The organism is Rhodobacter sp. NTK016B, from assembly GCF_017303295.1.
In the GTDB taxonomy this organism is placed as follows: Bacteria; Pseudomonadota; Alphaproteobacteria; order Rhodobacterales; family Rhodobacteraceae; genus Pararhodobacter.
In genome coordinates this window covers 1-25265 of the sequence record NZ_JAFKOK010000026.1, presented here as the reverse complement: position 1 = coordinate 25265, position 25265 = coordinate 1, and the positions used below count along the sequence as shown (strand labels likewise).

The 25265-nt window shown below is 65.1% G+C and carries 18 protein-coding genes; 10 read left to right on the top strand and 8 right to left on the bottom strand.

What is annotated here, in order from left to right; translation table 11 throughout:
- Positions 1-1437 (top strand): peptidoglycan -binding protein (locus JI664_RS22855; RefSeq protein WP_207016102.1); only part of this gene is annotated, 1437 nt, incomplete at its 5' end.
- 197 nt (positions 1438-1634) lie between these two features.
- Here JI664_RS22855 and JI664_RS22850 read toward each other — a convergent pair.
- Positions 1635-2585, bottom strand: a complete 951-nt coding sequence (locus JI664_RS22850) for a hypothetical protein (RefSeq protein ID WP_207016101.1) — start codon at positions 2583-2585, stop codon at positions 1635-1637.
- 123 nt (positions 2586-2708) lie between these two features.
- Positions 2709-4439: a methionine--tRNA ligase gene (gene metG / locus JI664_RS22845; RefSeq protein WP_207016100.1), complete on the bottom strand. Its 1731-nt coding sequence runs from the start codon at positions 4437-4439 to the stop codon at positions 2709-2711.
- Between the two features lie 225 nt (positions 4440-4664).
- On the opposite strand from metG, the gene JI664_RS22840 reads away from it, so the two are divergent.
- Both JI664_RS22840 and JI664_RS22835 read left to right on the top strand, forming a co-directional pair.
- Positions 4665-6461, top strand: a complete 1797-nt coding sequence (locus JI664_RS22840) for a hypothetical protein (RefSeq protein ID WP_207016099.1) — start codon at positions 4665-4667, stop codon at positions 6459-6461.
- 80 nt (positions 6462-6541) lie between these two features.
- Positions 6542-7873, top strand: a complete 1332-nt coding sequence (locus JI664_RS22835) for a trypsin-like serine peptidase (protein WP_207016098.1) — start codon at positions 6542-6544, stop codon at positions 7871-7873.
- A gap of 66 nt (positions 7874-7939) precedes the next feature.
- On the opposite strand, the gene JI664_RS22830 is transcribed toward JI664_RS22835, so the two are convergent.
- Positions 7940-9139 carry an MFS transporter gene (locus JI664_RS22830; protein WP_207016097.1) on the bottom strand — a complete coding sequence of 400 codons (1200 nt, stop codon included), beginning with the start codon at positions 9137-9139 and terminating at the stop codon, positions 7940-7942.
- A gap of 250 nt (positions 9140-9389) precedes the next feature.
- Between JI664_RS22830 and JI664_RS22825 the strand changes: the two genes are divergently transcribed.
- Positions 9390-10331 carry a LysR family transcriptional regulator gene (locus JI664_RS22825; protein ID WP_207016096.1) on the top strand — a complete coding sequence of 314 codons (942 nt, stop codon included), beginning with the start codon at positions 9390-9392 and terminating at the stop codon, positions 10329-10331.
- A gap of 51 nt (positions 10332-10382) precedes the next feature.
- Here JI664_RS22825 and JI664_RS22820 read toward each other — a convergent pair whose 3' ends face one another.
- The 5 genes from JI664_RS22820 to JI664_RS22800 all read right to left on the bottom strand — a co-directional run bounded on the left by JI664_RS22820 (position 10383) and on the right by JI664_RS22800 (position 18771).
- Complete coding sequence (locus JI664_RS22820; protein WP_207016095.1) at positions 10383-11639, bottom strand: M24 family metallopeptidase; 1257 nt, start codon at positions 11637-11639, stop codon at positions 10383-10385.
- A 67-nt stretch (positions 11640-11706) separates the two neighbouring features.
- Positions 11707-13299, bottom strand: coding sequence for an ABC transporter substrate-binding protein (locus JI664_RS22815; protein ID WP_207016094.1), 1593 nt, complete (start codon positions 13297-13299; stop codon positions 11707-11709).
- A gap of 47 nt (positions 13300-13346) precedes the next feature.
- On the bottom strand, positions 13347-15011 hold the full coding sequence (locus tag JI664_RS22810; protein ID WP_207016093.1) for a hydantoinase B/oxoprolinase family protein: 1665 nt from the start codon (positions 15009-15011) through the stop codon (positions 13347-13349).
- Positions 15012-15022: 11 nt separating this feature from the next.
- Positions 15023-16669 (bottom strand): hydantoinase B/oxoprolinase family protein, encoded by a 1647-nt coding sequence (locus JI664_RS22805; RefSeq protein ID WP_207016092.1) that lies wholly within the window; start codon positions 16667-16669, stop codon positions 15023-15025.
- Positions 16666-18771 carry a hydantoinase/oxoprolinase family protein gene (locus tag JI664_RS22800; RefSeq protein ID WP_207016091.1) on the bottom strand — a complete coding sequence of 702 codons (2106 nt, stop codon included), beginning with the start codon at positions 18769-18771 and terminating at the stop codon, positions 16666-16668. The genes JI664_RS22805 and JI664_RS22800 overlap by 4 nt, the downstream gene beginning before the upstream one ends.
- 343 nt (positions 18772-19114) lie before the next feature.
- Here JI664_RS22800 and JI664_RS22795 point away from each other — a divergent pair, with 343 nt between their 5' ends.
- The 6 genes from JI664_RS22795 to JI664_RS22770 are packed head-to-tail and all read left to right on the top strand — an operon-like array spanning position 19115 to position 24788.
- Positions 19115-19792, top strand: a complete 678-nt coding sequence (locus JI664_RS22795; RefSeq protein WP_207016090.1) for a 2-hydroxychromene-2-carboxylate isomerase — start codon at positions 19115-19117, stop codon at positions 19790-19792.
- Positions 19789-20763: an ABC transporter permease gene (locus JI664_RS22790; RefSeq protein ID WP_207016089.1), complete on the top strand. Its 975-nt coding sequence runs from the start codon at positions 19789-19791 to the stop codon at positions 20761-20763. Before JI664_RS22795 ends, JI664_RS22790 begins: the two co-directional genes overlap by 4 nt.
- Before the next feature lie 10 nt (positions 20764-20773).
- Positions 20774-21643 (top strand): ABC transporter permease, encoded by an 870-nt coding sequence (locus JI664_RS22785; protein ID WP_207016088.1) that lies wholly within the window; start codon positions 20774-20776, stop codon positions 21641-21643.
- Positions 21640-22644 carry an ABC transporter ATP-binding protein gene (locus JI664_RS22780; protein WP_207016087.1) on the top strand — a complete coding sequence of 335 codons (1005 nt, stop codon included), beginning with the start codon at positions 21640-21642 and terminating at the stop codon, positions 22642-22644. The genes JI664_RS22785 and JI664_RS22780 overlap by 4 nt, the downstream gene beginning before the upstream one ends.
- On the top strand, positions 22631-23560 hold the full coding sequence (locus JI664_RS22775; protein ID WP_207016086.1) for an ABC transporter ATP-binding protein: 930 nt from the start codon (positions 22631-22633) through the stop codon (positions 23558-23560). The genes JI664_RS22780 and JI664_RS22775 overlap by 14 nt, the downstream gene beginning before the upstream one ends.
- Before the next feature lie 16 nt (positions 23561-23576).
- Complete coding sequence (locus JI664_RS22770) at positions 23577-24788, top strand: MalY/PatB family protein (RefSeq protein ID WP_207016085.1); 1212 nt, start codon at positions 23577-23579, stop codon at positions 24786-24788.
- Positions 24789-25265 lie beyond the last annotated feature (477 nt).

The following is a 25265-nucleotide window of genomic DNA, read 5'->3' as shown; positions in this document are numbered from 1 at the left end:
CGCATCGCTGAGCTTGAGACTCAGCTGAGCGACGCTGATCTAGCCCGCCAACAAGCGCTCGCTGACCTCGCGCAGCTAGACACCACCACACAAGCGCGCATCGCTGAGCTGGAGACGCAGCTCAGCGACACTGATCTAGCCCGCCAGCAAGCGCTCGCCGAGCTGGCTCAACTCGACGCCGCCACGCAGGCCCGCATCGCCGAACTCGAAACCCAGCTCAGCGATGCCGATCTGGCGCGGCAACAGGCGCTCTACGATCTGGCCACGCTCGACAGCGAGACGCAGGCGCGGATGGCCGAGTTGCAGGCGAGCCTCAGCGCGGCCGAAATCGCGCAGGCACAGGCGGCGGCGCAGGCGGCACAATCCTCGGCCGCGCTTGACGAAGCCGAGCGTGCGCGCCTCGCAGAAGCCGCCGCCGCCGAGGCGCTACGCCAACGGCTCGCCGAAACCGAAGCGAGCCTCTCCGACGCGGAAAGCGAACGGCTCGCGCAGCTGGCGGCGGCCGAGGCATTGCGCGCCCGGCTGGCCGAAGCGGATACCGAGCTGACGGCGATGACGCTGGCGCTGGAAGAGCAGCGCGCCCGGGCCGAGGAAACGCTCACGCTGCTCGCCGCCGCGCAGGCTGCGCGCGATGAGGCCGAGACAGCGCGCGACCGCGAGGCGACCGAAGCCGAAACCCGGGCCGCTTTGCTTCAGCTCGCGCGTCAGGAACTGGCCGAGGCCGAAGCGGCCTCGACCGAGGACCAGCAACGCCTCGCGCTTCTCAACGAACAGGTTGCGCGGCTGCAGCGGCAAGTGGCGGGGCTGCAGGATTTGCTGGGCGAAAGTCAGGCGCGCGAGGCCGAGGCCAGCACGCAGATCGAAGCGCTGGGCGCCGATCTCAACGCGGCGCTGGCCCGCGTCGCCGCCGAAGAACGCCGCCGCGCCGAGCTGGAAGCCGCTGAACGCCGCCGGCTCGAGGCCGAGGCTGAACGGCTCGAACGTTACCGCTCGGAGTTCTTTGGGCAGATGCGCGAGATTCTCGGCGGACGCGACGGCGTGCAGATCGTCGGCGACCGCTTCGTGTTCCAGTCCGAGGTTTTGTTCGACGCGGGCTCGGCCGACCTGTCCCCGGCAGGCCGCGCGCAGATCGCCAGCATTGGCAGGCTGTTGCTCGATGCCGCGTCCGAAATTCCGGATACGATTGACTGGGTCCTGCGCGTCGATGGCCATACCGACAACGCCGCGATCCGTCCGGGTGGTGAATACGCGTCGAACTGGGAACTCAGCCAGGCGCGCGCGCTGTCGGTGGTGCTCTATCTGATCGACGAGCTGGATTTCCCGCCCGAACGCCTTGCTGCCACGGGCTTCGGCGAATTCCGCCCGGTCGAACCGGGTTCCAGCCCCGAGGCCCGCGCCGCGAACCGGCGTATTGAGCTGAAACTGACCGAGCGGTGAGACCGCCTGCCCATGACGGGACGTTACACCGGCGGTGCCGTGGCCTGAGTATTTAGAGCAGAATGAAGGGGCGCGCGGCGCTTGCCTCATCTTTGTTCCATAAATATCCACGGGGTTTCCAAAGGGGGGGCGTGTCCCCCTTTGGCGCGGGGAGCGCGAGGGGGCGTGTAGCCCCCTCGCACCCCTCCGTTGTTTGGTCAATTCGTATTAGTGACCGCCGCCGATCCCAGATCGACCTCCGCCACCGCTGTTTCGCCGAACATCAGCGTGGCCTGCGTCAGCGCTTCGGGGACCAGCCAGATCACGTTGCGATCGGTCGAATCGCCGATATTCACGCCGTTGAACTGCGAATCGAGGATCCGGCGCATGAATTGCTCGCCGACCATGCCCATCGTGTGGCCCTCGGCATCGACCAGCCGGAAATTCGACGTGCTCCAGTTGAAGCGCGCATCGCCGTCCGCCTGGTTCGACCCCGTGCCCGTCACCTCGATTTCCAGATCGGCCAGCACCATGCCCGGCGGCGCGGTGATCGAGGACAGCACCGCGTCATCGCCCGAGCCATCCTCCAGTTCTGCCACGCGGTAGCGGTCGACCGACTGGACCTCGAAGCTGGCGAAGGCAGCGGCATCGTCAGGGGCTGAGGTCTTGGGCACGCTGACCGCGCCTTCGAAGCTCACATCGTCGCCGCCGATAACCAGCGTCGCGGTGCTGGTTCCTTCGGGCACGACGAAGAGGCTGTTCCAGTGAATGTCCTGATCGGTATCGGGGAAATCGCGCGGGCGCCGGCCCGAAAGCGAGCCGCCATGCAATTGGAGCTGGCCCCAGTACTGATAGCTGCCCTGCGGTTCCAGCTCGGTGCCGTCGGGCAGGACCAGCATGATGTCGCGGGAATTGGCACGGACCTGACTGATCTCGTCGGTCCAGGGGCCATCGAACACCGCGCGGATATCGAGCAGCAGATGGCCGGGGATATGGACCACCTCGGTCAGGCCAGCGGGGCGAAAGCCGCGTTCCTGCCAGCTGGTGACATGGGTATAGGCCTGCGCGGTCAGGCTGAGCGGCGTCAGCGTCACCTGTGCGAATGCGGGAAGCGCGGCCGAGGAAAGCAGGGATGCCAGGGCAGCGGCCCTGAATGCAGTGGGCGTCATGATGAAAAGACCTTTGCAAAAGCCCGCCAGAAATGCGGCGGAACCGTCACAGCGTCCTTCAGAAGCTTACGGTGTGTCAAGCTTGCGGGCGCACGGGGGCGCCCGCAGGGTTGTTTGGTGGTGTCAGGCGCGGGTGCCGGCGAAGCGGTTTTGCCAGTCTTCGCGCTGTTCGTCGGTGATCTTCGCGAACAGCACCTCGGGCGTGGTGAAGGCGTGGCCGGCAGGCAGGGTGGCCAGCGCCGCGCCCATATCCGAGGGCCAGGACCAGTCGTCGCAACCCAGCGCGTCCATGATCGCCTTGGACGCGTCGGGGATGAAGGGCTGCGAGACGACCGCGTAGACGCGGATGAGGTTCAGCGCCAGCCGCACCTGCGCCGCCGCCGCGTCGGCGTCGGTCTTGAAGGTTGACCACGGCGCCGCTTCCTGCAGGTATTCGTTGCCCAGCACCCAGAAGCCGCGCAGCTCGGTGGCGGATTTGCGTACTTCCATGGCTTCCATCTGCGTCTCGAACGCCTTGAGGCGCGCGCTCAGGTCGGCGATCAGCTGGTCCTCACGCGGGCCATAGCTGCCGCCCTCGGGCACCTGCTCGCCGAATTTCGAGCGGCAGAACTTGGTGACGCGCGACACGAGGTTGCCCAGCACGTCGGCCAGATCCTTGTTCACCGAGGCCTGGAAATTCTCCCAGGTGAATTCGCTGTCCGAGCTTTCGGGCGCGTGGCTCAGAAGCCACCAGCGCCAGTAATCGGCGGGCAGGATCGACAGCGCCTGATCCATGAACACGCCGCGCCCCTGCGAGGTCGAGAACTGGCCGCCATCGTAGTTCAGGTAATTGAACGACTTGATGTAATCGACCATCTTCCACGGCTCGGCGCCGTCGAAATTGGCGCCGATCATTGTCGCGGGGAAGCTGAGCGTGTGGAAGGGAACGTTGTCCTTGCCCATGAACTCGACATAGCGGACGCCATCGGCGCCCTTGTCGGTGCGCCACCAGCGTTCCCAGGCCTCGGCGCCCTTGCCCTGCGCTTCGGCCCATTCGGCGGTCGCGGCGATGTACTCGATCGGCGCGTCGAACCAGACGTAGAAGACCTTGCCTTCCATGCCCGGCCAGTCCTTGTCGCCGTTCTTGACCGGGATGCCCCAGTCCAGATCGCGGGTGATGCCCCGGTCCTGCAGCCCGTCGCCGTCATCGAGCCATTTCAGCGCGATCGAGGTGGTCAGGATCGGCCAGTCCTTTTTCGACTTGATCCAGTCACGCAGCTGATCGCGCATGGATTTCTGCCGCAGGAACAGGTGCTTGGTTTCGCGCACTTCCAGATCGGTCGAGCCCGAAATGGCCGAGCGCGGATCGATCAGGTCGGTCGGGTCAAGTTGCTTGGTGCAGTTCTCGCACTGGTCACCGCGCGCGCGGTCATAGCCGCAATTGGGGCAGGTGCCCTCGATATAGCGGTCGGGCAGGAAGCGGCCATCGGCATTGGAATAGACCTGCTTTTCGGACACTTCCGAGATCAGCCCGGCCGCATGCAGCCGCCCCGCCAGATGCTGCGTCAGCGCGTGGTTCTGGGGCGACGACGAGCGCCCGAAATGGTCAAAGGACAGCCGGAAGCCTGCCGCCAGATCGGCCTGCACGGTATGCATCTCGGCGCAGTAGTCGGCGACCGGCTTGCCGGCTTTCTGCGCTGCGATCTCGGCAGGGGTGCCGTGTTCGTCGGTGGCGCAGATGAACATCACCTCGTGGCCGCGCGCCCGCATGTAACGGGCATAGAGGTCGGCGGGAAGCTGGCTGCCGACGAGGTTCCCCAGATGCTTGATGCCGTTGATATAGGGCAGGGCCGAGGTAATCAGAATGCGCGCCATGTCGGGGTATCCGTGCTGTTCCGGGGCTGTTCCAAGTCGGCCCGGGGGGCCGTCCGGTTGCGTCAATACCGCAACAGCGCCGCCGCTGCCATCCCCGGAAATAACGCGAAAGCACCTTGCCGTGAGGCCGGCGCAACGTTGTTGACCTTCCCGTTATGCGCGAGGCAAGGTTTGGGCGCCGCCATCCGGCGATGACGACCCAAGAGCGAACGAGGATTATCCGATATGCGATTGCACCGCGCCCGACTGACCACGACCACCGCGCTCGCCGCATGTCTCATGCCCATCGTGCCGCTTGCGGCCATGGCTCAGGAGACGTCGTTGGCGATCGAAGTGGGACCGGCAACCGACGCCTTCGCGCCCTCGCGGATCGGCCTGCGTGTTTCCGGCCCGACCTCGGAACCGGCCTCGGGTTTCGTGCGCGGCTGCCGGGGGCAGGTAATGGCCGAAGCCGATGGCGTCGCTTTTGACGTGACCGGGCCGATGAGCACGCTGGCCTTTTCGGCGGCGGGTGAAAGCCTGACGAGCATGGTCGTCGGAACAGCCGATGGCCTCTACCGCTGCGCGCTCGCCGATGAGCAGGGCTTCGTGTCCAGCTCGCTCGCCGAGGTGCAGCCGGGCCGCTACATGGTCTGGCTGGGCACGGAGGAGGGCGGTTCGGTCGATGCGCGGCTCTTTGCCTCGGAAACCGCGGTGTCGTCCATCGAACTGTTCGGTTTCGATGTCAGCCGTCTGGGCGAGCCGCGCAATGGCAGCTTCGTCTATCAGGCCAGTGCCGAGGCCGGGCGTCAGGAATTGCTGACGGAGGCGCCGCTTTACGCCAACACGCCGCTGCGCCCGCTGGGTCCCGATAGCTGCTGGGGCTATTCGCAGCTTGATGCCGCCGACGCGGTGCTGAACGTCGAAGAGGGCGGCGAGACGTTGAGCATCTTCGCGATGTCCGACCGCGATCTGGTGATGGCGGTGGTCGATCCTTCGGGCGGCGTGCATTGTAACGACGATGTCTATCAGCTGAACCCGGCGATCACCTTGCCCGCCGCCGAAGCAGGCGCCTATCAGGTCTTCGTCGGCGGCTATTCCTCGGGCGGGGGCGATACCTACGATCTTTACGCCTCGGCGGGCCAGCCTGCGTTCGCCAACGTGATGATCGATACCGATGCCGAGCCGCGCGCCGGTCGCGCGACGATCGACGCGTCTATGGAAGGCCGCGGCGTGCGGCTGACCACCGCGCCGCTTTCGGCCGGGCGCGACCCGATGGATGGCCTGTCCGCGACATCGTATTGCGCGGGCTACACCGATCTGTCGGCGCCCGACATGGTGGTGACGCTCGATGCATCGCATCCGCTTCTGTCGCTCTATGCTCGCGCCGACAGCGACCTGACCATGGCCGTCCGCGCGCCCGATGGCAGCTGGAGCTGCAACGACGATTCGTTCCAGCTTAATCCCGGTATCGGCTTCAACAACGCGCAGGCCGGGGATTACGCGGTCTTCGTGGGCAGCTACGCGCAGGGCGAACAGGGCGAGTACAATCTCTATGCCTCGCTGGGCGAGCCGAACTGGGAAGGCACCGAGCCCGCCGGTGGCTTCAGCGCACCCGACTGGCTGAACTACGCGGCCGAGCCTGCGGTGGCGACGCTGACCTATGGGCCCGAGACGCTGATCGATCCGCGCGTGATCTTCGATATCGCGCCGAGCCAGACCGACTCGTTCGGGCTGGGCGATGGCTGCGCCGGGTTCCTGACGCCTGCGCAACCCGATCTGGTGGTCGAGGCGACCGAAGGTCTGCCGCAGCTCATGGTCTACATGGTCAGCGATTCCGACGGCACGCTGACGGTGGTCGGGCCGGATGGTCAGCTTTATTGCAACGACGATTTCGAAGAGCTCAATCCCGGCGTGATGATCCCCAACCCGCAGCCCGGACCCTATGCGGTCTTTGCCGGCACCTATGGCGGCAACGGGGGGATGGCCACGATGGGCGTGACGGTCGCCACGCCGCAATGGGTCATGGACCGCGAGCACTGATTGACAGATACCCGCCCCCGCCTTTCGAGCGGGGGCGGCGCTTTTGAGACAAAAGATTGATTAACGGTTTGGGGGTTTCCATGCGGGGACGATTTTCACGACTGTCACCTTTTGGCCTGATACTGGGCGCGGTCATCACCCTGGCCGTGCCCGTTGCGCTGTCGGGACAGGCACAGGCGCAGGCCAATACCTGTCGCTGGGCCAACGATAATGAATGCGACGAGGCCCGCTATGGCGGCACCGGCGCCTGCGAGACGGGTACCGACGCCAATGATTGCCGGACCGAGGCCGCCGCATGGCAGCGCCTGATGGATGCCGTGCCCGCCGATATCCGCGCGCAGCTGGGCGACGATACCTGCCGCTGGGGCAATGACGGCGAATGCGACGACATCCGCTTCGGTGGGACCGGCGCCTGCACGCCGGGCACCGATGCCTCGGATTGCCGGGCGATGGCGATCGGCGGCGACGATAGCTGCCGCTGGGCCAATGACGGCGAATGCGACGAGCCGGGGATCGGCACCGGGGTCTGCCTGTCGGGCTCGGACGCGACCGATTGCGCGGGTCTTGCCGTGATGCGCAACCGCTCGAACCAATGCGCCACCGCCTTCAACGGCGTGTGCGAAGAGCCGGGATCGGCGCAGGGCACCTGCCGCGCCTATACCGACACCGCCGATTGCATCGGCCGGGACCGCCCGGTGACAATGCGCGACCATTACTTCGGCCATGACGACCGGATCCTTGTCGATGTCACGCAGATGCCGTGGCGCGCGATGGGGCTGTTGCGGATGGATGGGACCTCGTGCACGGCGACGCTGATCGGCCCACGCTTGCTTGCCACCGCCGCGCATTGCCTGCAGGGCGATAACGGGCAGGTGCGCAAGGTGACCGAGTTCCTCGCCGCCGCGACGGGCGACAGCAATGCGGGCCGCGCGCATGTCGTGCGCACCGTCATCGCGCCCGATTACGACCCGGCCAGCGCGCCGCCCGACGGCGGCAACGGCAATGACTGGGCCCTGCTGGAACTGGACCGCGATCTGGGGCTGGAAGTGGGCTTCGTGCGCCCGCATGTCTTCGACAAGAGCGATCTCGAGCAGATCATGGCGGGCGAGTATCTCGTCAGCCAGGCGGGCTATAGCTGGGATACCGGGGCCTACCCGTCGGGTCACATGGATTGCCAGATCCTGCACGCTTATCGCGATGGCTCGATGATCCATACCTGCGATACCACGCGAGGCGACAGCGGCTCGCCGATCCTGCACCGGATGCCGGACGGGGAATGGCGGCTCATTGCTGTGGACAGCCAGTTCTTCGATCCGCAGCCGCCCTATCCGCAGATGAGCTCGTCGCATCTGGCCGTCGATACCCGTTCCTTCGCGCAGGCCCTGCGCGAGGCGGGCGCGCTGGACGAGTGACACAAAGGGGCCCGGCCTGCGCTGCTTGCTGAAGCGCGCAGGCAGGGCCCCGTTTTCTGCCGCGCCTCAGGCCGCGCGGCGGGCGCTACGGGAATCCAGCGTCACCAGCCCCAGGATCAGCCCCAGCGCGACCAGCACGGTGATGTTGAGCACCGCCCAGCCCGAGAGCTGAAACAGCACGCCCGCCAGCAGCGAGGCCGCCGCGACGAAGGCGAAGATCATGAAGTCCGCCAGACCCTGCAGCGCGACCGAGCCCGCCGCCGCCGAGGCCTTGGCGATCATCACCGTCGAGCCTGTATAGGCAAAGTTCCAGCCAACCCCGAGCAAGATCAGCGTCCCCCAGAAATTCGCCAGCGCCTCGCCCGACAGCGCAAGGATCGCGCCCGCGACGACAAAGACGATCCCCGCGACCATTACCGGACGATAGCCATAGCGGTCGATCAGCCGCCCGCTGACGAAGCTGGGGGCGAACATGCCGATGATGTGCCACTGGATACCCAGCGCGGCATCGGCCTCGGTAAAGCCGCAGGCGATCATCGCCAGCGGTGCGGCGGTCATGGTGAAGGTCATCGAGCCATAGGCGAAGGCGCCGCATATCACCGCGATCACGTAAGCGCGAGTCAGCGGCGGCAGGCCGTAGCGCCCGCGCGGCAGCGGCGTCGCGGGCTGGGCCACGGGCGTCTTGGGCAGGCGCAGACCGGCGAGGAAGGGCAGGGTGATCGCGGCCAGCATCGCCTGTCCCAGAAAGGCCGCGACATAGGGCGCGCCGATAATCATGTCGTTGGAATGGATGGCGATCTGCGGCCCGATCACCGCCGAGCCGATCCCGCCCAAAAGCACCATCGACACCGCCCGCGCGCGGAAGCTCGACGGCACGCCCTGTTGCGCGGCGAAGCGGTAGCTTTGCACGCAGGCGATGTTGAGCCCGAACAGCAGCGCACCGAAGCACAGCAGAAAGAACGAGCCGGTGTAGACGCCCCAAGCGCAGGTCAGCGCGCCGGTCACCGCGATCAGCGCCCCGGCGATATAGACCGGCTGGCGCCCGAAGCGGCCGTAGAGCAGCGCGGCGGGAATGGTGGCGACGCAGGTGCCCACCATGAACATCGAGACCGGCAGCGTCACCAGATAGGGCGATGGCGCCAGCATCGCGCCGATCAGCCCGCCCAGCGACACCATGATCGGCGGCAGCGCCCCGGCGAAAGCTTGCGACATCATCAGCAGGTAGACATTCAGCGGAAGCCGCGGTGCGGTGTCGACGTAAGCCATCAGGGGCCCTTTCCTTGGCCTTGCGCGGATCGGGCGCGCGTTTGGCGCATCATCGGCGCAACTCTCCCGTCACAGAAGAACGAATACTGCATGAAATCCGTGCACAGGTGCAATAATTTGGTTGCATTTCACACGAGTCTCCCTTTCCCGCCCGTTCTGCGCGCCCCGTGTCGTCGCGGCGCTTGGTGATCGGGCGGGGGCTGCGTCAGGCTAAGATTGGGGAGAGAGTCACGTTTGCCCGGGTCAGCCCATGAACCAGCAACTGCGCGTCAACCAGCTTGACGTTACCGATCTCGAACGCATCCACCTGATCGTCGCCTTCGTCCTTGTGGCCGAGGAGATGAGCTTTGCCAAGGCGGCGGCGATTGCCAATGTCTCGCCATCGACGTTGAGCCGGAAGGTGTCGAAACTTGAGGATCTGCTGGGCACACGCTTGCTCGAGCGGACCACGCGGCGCGTCGTGTTCACCGATCTGGGGGCGATCTATTTTCGCCATTGCCGCGAGATCCTCGACCGGCTGAAAGAGGCCGACGACGTCATCGAAAGCTATCATTCCGAACCGCAGGGCCTGTTGCGCGTGTCGTTCCCGGTGGCCTTCGGGCATCTGGAACTGTCGGGGATCATTGCCGATTTCATCGCGACCTATCCCAAGGTGAAGGTCGAGGCGAATTATACCGACCGCTTCGTCGATATCCTTGAGGAAGGCTATAACGCCGTGGTGCGGATCGGCTCCTTGCCCGATTCCAGTCTGGTCGCGCGCAAGATCGGCACCAATCACAAATACCTCGTGGCCAGCCCCGATTATCTGGAAGAACACGGCACACCGCAAAGCCCCGCCGATCTGGCGCGTCACGATTGCCTGTGTTTCTCGCGCTATGCCAAGGCCGGGACCAACTGGCAATTCCGCCGGGGCGAGCAGATCGAGGCTGTGCATGTGACCGGCGACTTCCGCTCGGACAGTTCCGAGGCGATCTTCGAAGCCGCACAGCACGGCGCCGGGATTGCGATCATCGCGAAATACATCTGCTCGGATGCGATCGAACAGGGCAAGCTGGTCACCGTGCTGCCCGACTGGACGGTCTGGCCCGAGACGAACTTCTACGTCTGCTACGCGTCCAACAAGCATCTTCTGCCCAAGACGCGCGCGTTGTCCGATTTTCTGGTGCAGCGGCTGCGCGGCAAGCTGCGCTGAGGCGCGCCCGGACGGATTGGCGACCGCCGGGGCTGGCGCGGGGGCTGGCGCTCAGGCTTCGACGGGTTCGAGTTCGGTCAGATCGACCAGATCGCGCGGCAGGCGGTTCATCACCTCAATCCCGCTCTGGGTGACCAGAAGCTGGTCCTCTATCATCATGGCACCCAGCCCATGCAGGTAGAAGGGCACCTCGAAAGCCAGCACCATGCCGGGCCGGATCTCTTCCGGGTTCGACGCCGAGATGAAGGGCCATTCCTCGGACCCGCAGGACGCGCCGATGGAATGCCCGAAATGCCCCCGATGGTAATCGCCCAGCCCCAGCCTTGCCGTGGCAGCAAGAATCGTCGCGTGTACATCGGCAAAGGCTGCGCCGGGGCGGATCGCGTCGAGACCGGCATGAAACGCCTCGGAAATGGCGCTGTAGAGCTGGATCGCAGCGGGGGGCGGCGGGCCCAGCGAATAGGTGCGCGTGCCGTCCGACAGGTAGCGGTCGACGGCCACGCCCATATCGGCCTTGATCAGGTCGCCGCGATGCAGAACCGGATCGGGGGTCACAAGATTGGGCCCCACCGCGATGCCTGCCCGGTCGCCGGTGATCGTGATCCCGTGGGCAAGGGCATGGGCCTGCACCCCCGCGCGCCACAGCGCGTCGAGATCCGAGCGCGCCATCCCGGCGCGGGCGTTCCGCGCCATGTGGCTCAGCCCGGCTTCAGAGGCGGCGCTGGCATGGCGCAGGCAGGCAATCTCGCGCGCGGACTTGATGCAGCGCAGGCGGCGCAGAACCTCGGAGCCATCGCTCAGCGTGACCTGCGGCAGTGCGGCGCTGAGAGCGGCGAAATCGGCGGCGGGAAGGAATTCCAGATCGACGCCGATCCGCGCGGATTTCATCTGACGCGAGCTCAGCAGGTCCTGAATCAGCCCGTAGACCAGCGCGCGGTCGAAGCTTTCGGGACGCGCGCCGCCAAGCGCCTGTTGGCGATAGGCGGCCTGCAGGCGCTTGGCGGGGTCGGGTTTGTCGGCCGCCGAGAAATCGACATAGTCGATCCAGATCGGATGGGTGACGATCTCGATCGCGGCCATAGGCGGCGGGCCGAAGTGAAGCTGGTGGTCCGAGATCACGGCGGCGATGGATTCGTCGGGCGCGGCCGGGACCAGCGCCGCATGGGCTCCGCCCCGGCGCCACATCGCCGCGACCCCGGCATCGAGGCCGGTGGCATAGTGAAAGGCTTCGGGTTGGAAAAGCAGCAGGGCATCAAGGTCGGCCGCGCGCATCAGCGCGCTGGCGCGAACCCGGTCGAGATCGCTCATGTCAATGTCCGTAAAGAAGGGAAAACTGCCCCGCCGGCACCAACGGACCGGCGGGGCAGGGCAGCAATCAGACGATGCGCACGCGCGCGAGCGACCCTTCGAAGCCTTCGGCATTCGTGGTGTGATCGGCGATCCGGCTGTTCGAGATCGTCTGCCAGGCGGCCATCACGATGGGGAAGGACGGCACGTCTTCCATTACCTTGCGCTGGATCTGGGCCCAGAGCTCGATACGCTCGGCATGATCGAGCGACACCGAGGCCGCTTCGAGCCAGTCATCGACCTCGGCATTGGTGTAGCCGGTGCCGTTCGAGAAGGCGACGCCCTGAATGATGTTGGGGCTGTAGTAAAGCCGCTGCACGCCGACCTGCGGGTCGAACAGGTTCGAGATCGAGGCGAGGTGCAGCTGGTAATCCTGATCGCCGTAGACGCGCGAGATGAGCGTGCCCATATCCTGCCCGCGCAGCTCGATGGTGATGCCCGCGCGGCTCATCGCGGCGCGCAGGAACTCGCCAAGAATGCGCTGGTCGTCGCCCACATATTCCATCGTCAGGGTGATGCCGTCGGAATAGCCCGCCTCGGCCAGAAGCGCCTGCGCGGCGTCGATGTCGTAGGCATAGGGCGAGGGTTCGTCGAGATGGAAATCGGCGTGATAGGGCACCACCGGCGTGGCCGAGGGCTGGGCGTAGTTGAAGAACACCACGCGGTTGATCATCTCGCGGTCGATGCAATGCGCGATGGCCTGACGGACTTTCAGGTTCGACAGGATCTCGTCGCGCAGATTGGCCTCGACGATGATGATGTTAGGCGGATCATAGGCATAGCCCTGATCGGTCATCTCGATGAAGCCGGTCTCTTGCAGTCGTTCGAGATCGCGGAACGGCACCGGCGTGCGGTAGCCCAGATCGACATCGCCGGTCTCGAAGGCGATGGTCCGCGCCGAAGGGTCGGTGATGAACCGCGCGACCAGCGTGTCGACCATCGGCAGGTCGGGATTCCAGTAATCGGGGTTCTTTTCCCACACCGCATGGCTGCCGCGCACCCATTCCTTGAACCGATAGGCGCCGGTGCCGATCGGGGCGGTGTTGTTGGGGTGGGTCAGCGGGTTCTCGTCCGGGCCATAGAGATGGCTGGGCACGATCGGGCTTTCCATCGACGAGAACGCCTTCAGCAGGAACGGCGTCGGTTCTGACAGGTGCAGGATGACGGTGTGATCGTCGGGCGTCTCGATCTCGGTGATCTTGGAATAGGTGGTGCGGTTGCGCGAATGGTATTGCGCCGCCGTCTCGATGGAAAATTTCACGTCGGCCGAGGTGAAATCCTCGCCGTCATGCCATTTCACGCCCTCGCGCAGTTTGAAGGTATAGGTCAGCCCGTCTTCGGCGACGTCCCATTCGGTGGCCAGAAGCGGCGTCGGGTTCATGTCGAAATCGAATTCGAGCAACCCTTCCGACACATGCGCCGACCAGATCAGGCTCGACGTGTTGACGAACGAGAGGAGTGCCGGGGCTTCGTAGGGGGCCACCATCGTGACCACGGTGCCCGATTGCGCGCGCGCGATCGAGGGGATCACCCCGGCGCCGAACAGGCCTGCGGTCGCGGGGGCGGCGGCAAGACCCGCCAGAAGCTGACGGCGTGAGAGTTTGGATTGACGATCTGTCATCTGGATCTTTCCTTTTGTCCCTGTTGAGAACCGGCTGGGGGAGGAGGTCAGCCGGCGTAGCCGTATTGCTCCCGCGCGGCGGCGGGGGTGATGTAGCCATTCGCCAGATCGGCGGCGACGGCCTCGCGGTCGCGGCCAAGAGGGTCACCCGACCCCGCGCCGCCCGGTGACTGGATGATCGCCCGCGCGCCGACCGGCACGACATGCGATCCCTTTTGGTTCAGGCTTTCGCCGGTGCTGAGCCGGACATTCCCGGCCTGACCGTCCATCCCGCCCGCGGCGCCGCGCGGGGGGAACTGGATGCGTTCGAAGGCGTTGCCGATGGTGAAGGGTTCGGGGATGGAATTGCCCAGCTCCATGATCTGGCCCAAACCGCCGCGGAACGCGCCCGCGCCGCCCGAATCCGGCGCCAGCTCTTTGCGCCACATGACCACGGTCGACATGCTCTCGAATATCTCGACCGGCCCGCCGCGCACGCCCGAGGGAAAACCCGTGGCCGACATTCCGTCGCGGTAGGGCAGCGCGCCCATGCCGCCGGTGGTCACAAGCCCCACCATGTAGCCGTCGCCGAATTTCGGCGGGCTGGACCACGGCCCGACCGCGCGCTGGTTCCACAACACACCCGCGCCCTCGGCCGGGATCCGGTCGGGCAGCGCCTGACGCAGGCAGTTGAACACCAGATCCGGCAGCATCAGCCCCATCAGGTGCCGCGAGACGACTGCCGCCGGTTTCAGCGCGTTCAGGATGCAGCCTTCGGGCGCGGTGATATGGCGCGGTGCCAGCGAGCCGTAATTGTTGGGAATATCCCCACACAGCGACACGCCGATCGCGTAGCTGGTATAGGCCTGCGTGTAGCATAGCGGCGTGTTGAAATTGTGCTTCACCATGCCGTGCGAGCCTGCGTAATCGACATGGATGCCCGCCTCGTCGATGGTGACGCAGGCTTTCAGCATGATGGGTTCGCTCATCCCGTCGAGGGTGATGTCGCTCGACCAGCTGCCCTGCGGCAGGGCGCGCAGCTTGGCCATCACCGCCTCGCGCGAGGTCTCGATGACGTGCTCGGCCAATTCGTCAAGTTTGGAAAGCCCGAACTCGCTCATCATCGCCGAGAGCCGCTCGCAGCCGATCGCGTTGCAGTTGATCAGCGAATAGACGTCGCCCACCGTTTCGACGGGCTGGCGGGTATTGGCGCGGATCACCGCCATCAGGCTTTCGTTGACCTTGCCCGCGTCGATGATCTTCAGGATCGGCAGATACAGCCCTTCCATGAAGACATCGGTCGAAGACGACCAGTCGTTCATCCCGCCGATATCAAGGATGTGGCTGTTGCAGGCCAGAAAGCCCACCAGTTTACCGTTGTGGAAAGCGGGGGTGGTGATCGAGATGTCGTTGAGGTGGCCGGTGCCCATCCACGGATCGTTATGGATGTAAACGTCGCCTTCCTGCATCGTCTCGGTCGGATAGGCGTCGATGACATGGCCCACGGCCAGCGCCATCGAGTTGATATGGCCCGGCGTGCCGGTGACGGCCTGCGCCAGCATCCGCCCCTCGGCGTCGAAGACCCCGGCGGCAAGGTCGCCGGATTCGCGCACGATGGTCGAAAAAGCGGTGCGCTGGCAGACCTGCGCCTGTTCTTCGACAACGGCGAGCAGGCGGTTCCACATGATCTGCTTGTCGATCAGGGAAATCTGGGAATTGGAAGTGTCGAGCATCGGGGCCTCCCTCACGCTTCGAGTCCATAGGTGTCACGGGCGCTCGCGGTCGAGATGAGCCCGTGTTCGAGATCGCGCCGCACGGCGTCGCGGCTGCGCTGTCTGGGATCGCCGCTGCCTCCGCCGCCCGACGAGTGGACGATCACCCGTTCGCCCGCCGGCACGGTGAAGCTGGACTTGCCGGACTGGCGCGCGCCATTCGACAGATGCAGGCTGCCGGCACCGCCGGACTGGCCGCCCTTTGTGCCCTTGGCGGGGTTGTCGATGCGCTCGTAGCCCGCGAAATACTGGAATTCCTCGGGGATCGTGTTGCCGATCTCGATCCACTGGCCCAGACCGCCGCGATACGCGCCCGCGCCGCCCGAGTCGGTGTCGAATTCCTTTTTCCACACCACCAGCGTGGTCATGCTCTCAAAAATCTCGACCGGCCCGCCACGCACGCCCGAGGGAAAACCCGTGGCCGACATCCCGTCGCGGTAGGGCAGGGCGCCCATGCCGCCCGTCGTCATGAATTGCGCGCGGTACTGGCTCCAGATCCGGGCGGGGCTGGACCACGGGCCCATCACATTGACGCCCCACAGCCCACAGGTGCTTTCGGCGGGGATCGTGTCGGGCAGGGCCTTTCGCAGGCAATCATAGACCAGATCGGGCAGCATCAACCCGACCTGACTGCGCGCCACCACGGCGGCGGGCTTCAGCGCGTTCAGGATACAGCCTTCGGGCGCCGAGATCGTGCGCGGCTCAAGCGAGCCGTAATTGTTGGGAATGCCGCCGAACAGCGCCACGCCGAGCGAATAGCTGGTATAGGCCAGCGTGTAGCAAAGCGGCACGTTGAAGTTGCGCTTGGTCATCGGCGCCGAGCCTGCGAAATCGATATGCACGCCCGTGTCCGAGATCGTCAGGCGGGCTTTCAGCGGCACCGGCTCGTCACGCCCGTCGAGCATGAGCGCACCGTCCCAAGTGCCCTTGGGCAGGTCGGCGATCCGGTCGAGCACCGCCTTTCGCGAGGCGTCGATGATATGCGCCGCCAGCTCGTCCAGCGTGTCGATGGCGAATTCGGCCATCATGTCGGTCAGTCGCTCGCAGCCGATCTGGTTGCAGTTTATCAGCGAATAGACATCGCCGATGGTCTCGACCGGCTGGCGGGTATTGGCGCGGATCACCGCCATCAGGCTTTCGTCGATCCGGCCCGCCTCGGCGATCTTCAGGATGGGCAGGTAGAGCCCCTCCATAAAGACATCGGTCGAGCTTGAGCGGTCGGACAGCCCGCCGATATCCATCACATGGCTGTTGCAGGCCAGAAAGCCCACCAGCTTACCGCCGTGAAAACAGGGCGTTGTCAGCGAGATGTCGTTGGTGTGGCCGGTGCCCATCCACGGGTCGTTATGAATGAACACGTCGCCGTCCTGCATCGTTTCGGGCGGGTAGGCCGCGATCACATGGCCCACGGCCAGCGCCATCGAGTTGATATGGCCCGGCGTCCCCGTGACGGCCTGCGCCAGCATCCGGCCCTGCGCGTCGAAAACCCCGGCGGCAAGGTCGCCCGATTCCCGCACGATGGTCGAGAACGCGGTGCGCTGACAGACCTGCGCCTGTTCCTCGACCACCGCCAGCAGGCGGTTCCACATGATCTGCTTGTCGATAAGGGACAGGGTCATTCCGCCGCCTCGGCCTTGCGGTCCATGACGATGGATCCGGCGGCGTCGATCCAGGCGTTGAAGCTGCCTGTGACGAAGGTGGTCGTCTCATCCTCGACGATGATGGCGGGGCCTTCGACCATGTCGCCCTGTTCCAGATCGGTGCGCTTGTAGCGAAACAGTTCGACCGTCGATTCGACGCGGCCATCAAAGATCGTGACCTTGGTGCCCGGCACCTGCCGTCCGGTCATCGGCACAGCAGCGATGGTGTCGGGCAGGGCCGGCGGCGTCGAGCAGATCACCGACCATGCCATGATCTCGATCGCGGCGGCGGGGATAGAGCGATTGAACAGCTCTTCATAGGTCCGCTCATAGGTGTCGCGCATCGCGGCGATATCCGCATCCGTCAGGTCACGCAGGGGCAGGGTGACGGGGATCTCGTGGCCCTGTCCCACATAGCGCATGAAAGCGATGCGGGTTTCGGTGACGGGCTGCTCGCCTGCGGCGGGGCCGACCCATTCCATGATCTCCGCAGACATCGCGTTCAGCATCGCCGTCGCCGATGCCGCGTCGAACGCGTCGAGCCGCATGTAGTTCGAGCGCACGATTTCGTAGCTGACGGGCGCGGCAAGGAAACCCACGGCTGACCCGACCCCCGCATTGGCGGGGATGATAACCCGCGGCGCGCCGATCTTTTCGGCCACGCGGGCGACATGCAGCGGCGCCGCCCCGCCCGAGGCGATGATCGTGTGATCGGCGGCGACAACGCCGCGCTCGACGGTATGCGCGCGGGCGGCCGAGGCCATGTTCTCGCAGACCATTTCATAAACCGCATAGGCTGACATTTCCGGCGTCAGGCCGATCTTGCCGCCGACGCTGCCTTGCAGCGCCTCAAGCGACAGGTCGGGGCGCAGGGTCATCGAGCCCCCGGCGAACCCTTCGGGGTCGATCAGGCCGATGGCCACATCCGCATCGGTCACCGCCGGGCTGGTTCCGCCCAGCCCGTAGCAGGCCGGACCCGGCACGGATGACGCGCTTTCAGGCCCCACCGTGACCCGTCCCAGCGCGTCGACATGCGCCAGCGATCCGCCTCCCGCGCCGATTTCCACCAGTTCGATGACCGGGATGCGCAGCGGCAGGCCCGAGCCTTTGAGAAAGCGCGCGGCGCGGTCGACCTCGAAAATGCGCGAGGATTCGGATTTGTAATCCTCGATCAGCGAGATCTTGGCGGTGGTGCCCCCCATGTCGAAGGCGATGACGTGTTTCTCGCCCAGCTTCGCGGCCACCAGCGAGCCGAAGATTGCCCCGCCCGCAGGCCCCGATTCGACCAGCCGGACGGGAAAAGCGCGCGACGTGGCGACCGAGGAAAGCCCCCCGCCCGAAGACATCAGCGACAGGATACCGCGAAAGCCCAGATCCTTGAGCCGGTCCTCCATCCGAGCCAGATAGCCATCCATCAGCGGCTGGATGTAGGCATTGGCGACCGTGGTCGAAGTGCGCTCGTATTCGCGGATTTCGGGGCAGACCTCGCACGAGATCGAGACATAGAGGTCCGGAAGCGCCTGTTTCAGGATCTCGGCCGCGCGTTTCTCATGCGTGTCGTTCATGAAGGAATGCAGAAACGAGATGCCGACGCTTTCGATCTTCTGCGCCTTCAGCTCGGCGGCGATGTCGAGAAGCTGCGCCTCGTCGAGCGCCAGCAGCACATTGCCGCGCGCATCCATCCGCTCGCGCACGGTGAAGCGCAGCGGGCGGTCGACCAGCGGTTTGGGCCGCACGAGCGCCAGCTCATATTGGTCATAGCGGCTTTCCGTGCCGATCTCGAGCACGTCGCGGAAGCCGTCGGTGGCGATCAGCGCCGTCTTGGCGCCGCGCCGCTCGATGATCGCATTGGTGGCCAGCGTCGTGCCATGCACGAAGGCGCTGACCTCGGGCAGGGTCTTGCCGGAAATCCCCATGATCTTGGCGATCCCGTTCAGCACGCCGTCCTCGGGTGCGGCAGGGGTGGTCAGGACCTTTGTCGTCCAGCGCTCGTCGCCCTGTTCAAGGACGATATCGGTAAAGGTGCCGCCGACATCGGCGGAGAGTCTCAGGGGTTTGGACATGACTGTTGGCGCGCTCACGTGGGCGATCCTTTGCTGCGGTGAGAAGGACAGGCCGCTGAGATCGGCATCCCGGCAAGGCGGGACATAGCGGCGGTTTCTGCACTGCAGCTTGGCACGCGAATTGGTGCACGCGAAGCATCAATACCGCACGAAACTCTTGCATGAGCGCAAGAATTCAGGGGCGATGCGTGCTTGGCATATCGGGAATCGCGGTGCTAGCCTCGGATCAGGCTGCAACTGCAGCATCAAGGCGCGAACACGCTTCGTGCGATTAACCCGAAACTCGCCAGGGCGCAACCCGCGACCGTCACCGCAGCTGCGGCGATGGGCCGAGCCTCTATGCGCCGCAGAAAGGCAGCCGATGAGTCTTCCATTCTCCGTGCCATCCGCCGAGACCCGTCCGGAGCCCCGACAGCCCGAGACGGGAAAGCCCGAGCCCCGGAAAGTCGTCCACCATTTCTATTCGCTCGCCTCGCCCTGGGCCTATCTGGGCGCGCAGCGGCTGGTGGATCTGGCCGATTTCACCGGCGCCGAAATCCTCTCGTACCCGGTGTCGACCTTCAAGGATAACGGCTGGGTGCCGCTGGTGGAGAAACCCGCGAACCGGCAGGCTTACGTCTTCGTCGATCTCAAGCGCTGGGCGAAACGGTTTGCGATCCCGATGGTGATCGACGGGCGTCCGGCAGGCATGGCCGGGCTGGCCGATGCGCTGCCGATGGTCTGGGCCGCGCAATTGCAGGGCCATGACGCGCTGGCGCTCTCGATGGTGCTGCAAAAAGCCTATTGGGAAGAGTGCCGGGACGTGGGTCAGCGCGCCGTGCGCGTCGAGGTGGCCGATGCCGCAGGCTATGACGGTGCCGCCCTGGCCGTGATGGAAGACAGCACAGCCGTGGCCGAACAGAAAGAGGCGATGTTCGCCGCCGCCCGCGCGGCGGGGGTGTTCGGCTCGCCCACCTATATCTGCGACGGCGAGATGTACTGGGGGCAGGACCGGCTCGATTTCCTTGCTCACGCTTTGCAGGAAGGGGGCACGGCATGAGGGGAGTTTTTCGCAATATCGGCCGCACGCTGTTGCAGGCCATCCCGACGATGATGGGGATCATCCTGATTTCGTTCCTGCTTTTGCACCTGATGCCCGGCGACGCGGTCGATGCGATCGCGGGCATGTCGGGCTCGGCCAGCGTCGAGACGATGGACGCGATGCGCGAGGTCTACGGCCTCAACGACAATCTGGTCGTGCAGTTCTGGAACTATATTGCCGGCGTATTGACGCTGAATTTTGGCTATTCGATCAGCTATTCGGCGCCCGTTCTCGATGTCATCATGGAGCGTCTTCCCGCCACGCTGACGCTGATGATGTCGGCCTTTCTGCTGGCGCTGGTGATGGGCATTCTGGTCGGCTGGGCGATGGCGGTTTTCGCGGGGAAATGGCCCGACCGGCTGCTGACCTCGACCTCGCTTCTGTTCTATTCGGCGCCCAATTTCTGGGTCGGTCTGATGATCATCGTCGTCTTCTCGGGGACGCTGCGCTGGTTTCCGTCGGGCGGGGCCGAGACGATCGGCGCGTCGCTCGAAGGCTGGGCGTGGTTCGCAGACCGCGTGACCCATCTTGTGCTGCCATCCATCGCGCTCGCGGCCTTCTTTATGGCGATCTATGCGCGGCTGACCCGCGCGGCGATGCTTGAAGTGCTTCGGCAGGATTACATTCGCACCGCCGCCGCCAAGGGGATCCATCCGCTGGTGATCCAGTTCCGCCACGGGCTGCGCAACGCCCTTATCCCCGTCACCACCGTGGCCGGTCTGCATCTGGGCAACCTTCTGGGCGGCGCCGTCGTCGTCGAGACGGTGTTCAACTGGCCCGGGCTGGGGCGGTTGACGATGAATGCGCTCGCTGCGCGCGACAATCAGGTCCTGCTTGGGATCCTGCTGCTGTCGTCGGTTGCGGTGATCGCGACCAATCTCGTGATCGACTGGCTGATCACGCTGCTCGACCCGCGCATCCGTGCCTGAGGAAAAGCCCATGACCGACGCTACCCTGATCAAACCGCGCCGCCGCCTGCGCCTTCCGCAATCGCTGAAGGACCCGCTTTTCGCGCTGGCGGTGATCGTTTTCACGCTGGTGATCCTGATGGCGATCTTCGCCGATCTGATCGCCCCAACCGACCCGCAGGACATGGTGAACATGCCTTTCCTGTGGCCCTTCGAGGACAGCTATTCGCCCCTTGGTACCGATCAGCTGGGCCGCGACCTGTATTCCGGCATCGTCCATGGCAGCCGCTCGACGCTCGCCGTCGGCTTTTCGGCGGCGATTTTCGGGCTGGTGATCGGCACCGCCGTGGGCGCGACGGCGGGTTATTTCGGCGGCTGGATCGATGCCGCCCTGATGCGCCTGACCGAGATCTTCCAGACCATGCCGACGATGCTGCTGATCATCGTGCTGCTGGCGATCGGCGATCCGTCGATCCCGCTGATCGCGATTTCCATCGGGCTCGCCGCATGGCCGATGATCGCGCGGCTCGCCCGGGCCGAGTTCAAGGCGCTGCGCGAGGCGGATTTCGTGATGGCCTCGAAAGCGCTGGGCTACCCGACATCGCGCATCATCACGCGCGAGATCCTGCCCAACGCGATGCCCACGCTGGTGGTCGGGGCCTCGGTTCTGGTGGCGAACGGCATCCTGCTGGAAAGCGCCGTGAGCTTTCTCAACCTTGGCGACCCCAATGTCGTCAGCTGGGGCAGCCTGATCGGCAACGGGCGCACGCAGATCCGCTCGGAATGGTATCTCTCGGCGCTGCCCGGCCTTGCCACGGTGCTGACGGTCCTGTCGCTCAACATCATCGGCGACCGGCTGACCGATATTCTCAACCCCCGTTCGAAGGTGCGTGACGCATGAGCCGGAAAACCCCAGTCCTGGAATTGTTGAACCTGCGCGTGGGCTTCCCGGGGGCCGAGATCGTCAAGGGCATCAACCTGCAGATCCATGAGGGCGAGAAACTCGCGCTGGTGGGGGAATCGGGCTGCGGCAAGTCGCTGACCGCGTTCTCGATCCTGCGTCTGTTGCCGCAGGGTGCGGCGATCAATGGCGGGCAGGTGATCTATGACGGGCTCGACCTTGCCACGCTGCCCGCCTGGCAGTTGCGGCGCATTCGCGGCAAGGGGATCGCGCTGATCCTGCAAGAGCCGATGACCTCGCTGAACCCGGTACTGCCTATCGGGCTGCAGATCGCCGAGAATATCCGCAGCCACGAGACGATGTCGCGCAAGGCGGTGAACGAGCGGGTGATCGAGCTTCTGGACCTCGTCGGCATCGCCAATCCGCGCGAACGGGCGAAGATGTATCCGCATAATTTCTCGGGCGGGATGCGCCAGCGGGTGATGATCGCCATGGCCATCGCCTGCAATCCGCGCCTGCTGATCGCCGACGAGCCGACCACCGCGCTCGACGTTACCATTCAGGCGCAGGTGATGGATCTGCTCGAAGACCTGTGTTCGAAGCTGAACATGGCCATGCTGCTGATCACCCACGATCTGGGCGCTGTTGCGCAATGGGCCGACCGGGTGGCGGTGATGTATTCGGGCCGGATCGCTGAAATGGCGCCGATCGAGCCGTTCTTCACCGGGCCGAAGCACCCGTATTCCCAAGGCCTGCTCAATTCCTCGGTCGAGGATGACTGGCACTATTCCGACACCCGCCTGACCGAGATCAAGGGCACCGTTGCCTCGGCCGCGGGCGAAAAGGGCTGCGCCTTTGCCCCGCGCTGCCCCTATGCCGCCGCCGAATGCCGCCTGTCGCCGCCTGAATTGCAAAGCGTGGCGCCCGGCTGGGTCGCGGCCTGCGCAAGGCTCGACGCCATCCGCGCCCTCAGCGAAGGAGCCGCCCATGTCCCTGCTTGAAGTCAAGAACTTGCGCACGGCCTATCACTCGAAAGGCAAGGCCTTCTACGCGGTCGATGACGTGTCCTTCGAGGTGGGCGAACACGAGACCGTGGGCCTGGTGGGCGAATCTGGCTGCGGCAAGTCCACGCTGGGCAAGACGATCATGCGGCTCGTCGATCCGGCCGAGGGGCAGATCCTGCTGAAAGGGCAGGACATCGCCCGCGCGCCCGAAACACGGCTCAGGCCGATGCGCAAATCGGTGCAGATGGTGTTTCAGGACCCCTTCGCCTCGCTCAATCCCCGGCTGACGATCTGGTCGATGCTGGAGACGCCGCTCAAGGTGCACGGCGTCAAGGATCCGGCCGAGCGCAAGCGGGTAATCTCGGAAATCGCTGAGACGATTGGCTTTTCGCCGTCGGTCCTGAACCGTTATCCGCATGAATTCTCAGGCGGGCAACGTCAGCGGATCGGCATCGCGCGGGCGTTGATCCTGCATCCCGATCTGGTGGTCTGCGACGAGCCGGTCTCGGCGCTCGATCTGTCGATTCAGGCGCAGATCCTGAATCTTCTCGTTGATCTCAAACGGGAATTCGGGCTGGCCTTTCTGTTCATCAGCCATGATCTGTCGGTGGTGCGCTATTTCTCGGACCGGGTGCTGGTCATGTATCTGGGCAAGATCGTCGAGGCCGCCGAGCAGAAGACGCTCTGGCAGACGCCGCGCCATCCCTATACGCGGGCGCTGCTGGCCTCGGTGCCCTCGACCGATCCGGGCAAAAAGATTACCCAGAAGATCTCGGGCGAGATCGGCAAACCGGGCGGGCCGGGATGCGCCTTCCGCTCGCGCTGTCCGCTCGCGGTCGAACGCTGCGCGACCGACACGCCCGCCTTGCGCAAAATGCCCGACGGCGCCTCGGTCGCCTGCCATCTCGCCTGATCCTTGGGAGAACATCATGAATATCGCAACCAATCCCGGCTCTGGCGATTTCGCCGCCCGCTTCGCGCTGACGAAAGAGCAACTTCTCGCCCGCCGGAACGCCAAATGGTCGCAATACGCGCCCGACGTGATCCCGGCCTTCGTCGCCGATATGGATTTCGCCATCGCGCCCGAGATTCAGGCCGCGATCCGCACCCCGGTCGAGGCCGAGGATTACGGCTATCCGATGCGCGACGGACAAAAGGCCGACCGCGCGGTGGCGGCGGCGTTCTCGCGCCGGATGGCGCGACTTTACGACTGGCAGGTCGACCCTGACCTGACGCTGGTTCTGGCCGATCTGGTGCAGGCGACCTTTGCGGCGGTCATGGCGTTTTCCGAGCCGGGCAACGGCGTGATCGTGCAAGAGCCGAACTACCCGCCGTTCCGCGCCGCCGTGGCCGATTGCGGCCGGCACTTCGTGCCGATGCCGATGGCGATGACGGACGAGGGCTATCGCTTCGATCTTGCCGAGCTCGAAGCCCGGATGACGCCGGATGTGCGCATCCTGATCCTGTGCAACCCGCAAAACCCGACCGGGCGGGTCTTTTCGCGTGCCGAACTCGAGGCGCTTCTCGCTTTCGCCGAAACGCACGATCTGGTCGTGATCTCCGACGAAATCCACTCGGACCTTATCTTCGATGGACGCCAGCATCTGCCGTTCGGGGCGTTGGGGCTGCGGGCGATGGCGCGCTGCGTTACGCTGAACTCGGCCACCAAGAGCTTCAACATTCCCGGTTTGCGCACCGCGGTGATGAGCTTCGGATCGGCCGATCTGAAGGACCGGTTCGAGTGCCGCTTTCCCTCCCGGGTGATCGGATCGGTCAACACGCTGGGTATCGACGCGACGGTCGCGGCGTGGGATCTGGGCGATGACTGGTTGTCCGGGCTGCTCGACCACCTGCAGGCCATGCGAGACCATATGGCGGCCAGGATCCGGGCCGAAATGCCGGCGATCCGGTTCCGCGCGCCGGAATCGACCTATCTGTGCTGGCTCGACTGTAACGATCTGGGGATCGAGGGATCGGCGTTCGATTTCTTCCATGACGAGGCCCGCATCGCCTTTTCGCCCGGCGAGAATTTCCGTCCCGATGCGGCGAAAATGGTGCGTCTGAATTTCGCGACATCGAAAGAGATCCTCGACGAGGTCCTCGACCGTATGGTCGCAGCCCTCCGCCGCAACGCGCGCTGAAGGCGAAAGGCCTTTTATCCCATGCGACAAGGCGCGGCGGTGCTTGGTTGGCGCCAGCCCGCGTGCTCGTGTCCATGACCTGCCGGGGGACCATACTCCCGCGTCTCGCGTCGCCCCTCGACGTAGGCGATATCGTCGTCGCCTCCTTTGCCGGACGTGCCGTCTCGGCTCGTCTAGTTTCACGGTGATCTCATAGTCCGCTGACCTTGTGCCCCACACCTACGACACGCGTTTGATCCGCTGAGCCCGGCAAATCGCGCCCGAAAAAAAGGGTGTAAGTGCAAAGCAACGGGTTTCAGTTGGTTGCGCTTTGAACAAACCACAGCCTTGTTTCGCCGGATCACGACAACGGGCTCTGTCGCCGTTTCCGCGACCCTGTTTCCACGAACCGTGACTTGACCGAAAACGCGATCTGCTCCGTTCTCCGTTCTCCGTTCTCCGTTCTCCGTTCTCCGTTCTCCGTTCTCCGTTCTCCGT

Coding starts and splice junctions, on each gene's coding strand:
- JI664_RS22780 (WP_207016087.1), top strand. CDS start 21,640: ATGAGCCGGAAAACCCCAGTCCTGGAATTGTTGAACCTGCGCGTGGGC.
- JI664_RS22840 (WP_207016099.1), top strand. CDS start 4,665: ATGCGATTGCACCGCGCCCGACTGACCACGACCACCGCGCTCGCCGCA.
- JI664_RS22775 (WP_207016086.1), top strand. CDS start 22,631: ATGTCCCTGCTTGAAGTCAAGAACTTGCGCACGGCCTATCACTCGAAA.
- JI664_RS22830 (WP_207016097.1), bottom strand. CDS start 9,139: ATGGCTTACGTCGACACCGCACCGCGGCTTCCGCTGAATGTCTACCTG.
- JI664_RS22850 (WP_207016101.1), bottom strand. CDS start 2,585: ATGACGCCCACTGCATTCAGGGCCGCTGCCCTGGCATCCCTGCTTTCC.
- metG (WP_207016100.1), bottom strand. CDS start 4,439: ATGGCGCGCATTCTGATTACCTCGGCCCTGCCCTATATCAACGGCATC.
- JI664_RS22770 (WP_207016085.1), top strand. CDS start 23,577: ATGAATATCGCAACCAATCCCGGCTCTGGCGATTTCGCCGCCCGCTTC.
- JI664_RS22785 (WP_207016088.1), top strand. CDS start 20,774: ATGACCGACGCTACCCTGATCAAACCGCGCCGCCGCCTGCGCCTTCCG.
- JI664_RS22805 (WP_207016092.1), bottom strand. CDS start 16,669: ATGACCCTGTCCCTTATCGACAAGCAGATCATGTGGAACCGCCTGCTG.
- JI664_RS22815 (WP_207016094.1), bottom strand. CDS start 13,299: ATGACAGATCGTCAATCCAAACTCTCACGCCGTCAGCTTCTGGCGGGT.
- JI664_RS22790 (WP_207016089.1), top strand. CDS start 19,789: ATGAGGGGAGTTTTTCGCAATATCGGCCGCACGCTGTTGCAGGCCATC.
- JI664_RS22810 (WP_207016093.1), bottom strand. CDS start 15,011: ATGCTCGACACTTCCAATTCCCAGATTTCCCTGATCGACAAGCAGATC.
- JI664_RS22825 (WP_207016096.1), top strand. CDS start 9,390: ATGAACCAGCAACTGCGCGTCAACCAGCTTGACGTTACCGATCTCGAA.
- JI664_RS22795 (WP_207016090.1), top strand. CDS start 19,115: ATGAGTCTTCCATTCTCCGTGCCATCCGCCGAGACCCGTCCGGAGCCC.
- JI664_RS22835 (WP_207016098.1), top strand. CDS start 6,542: ATGCGGGGACGATTTTCACGACTGTCACCTTTTGGCCTGATACTGGGC.
- JI664_RS22820 (WP_207016095.1), bottom strand. CDS start 11,639: ATGAGCGATCTCGACCGGGTTCGCGCCAGCGCGCTGATGCGCGCGGCC.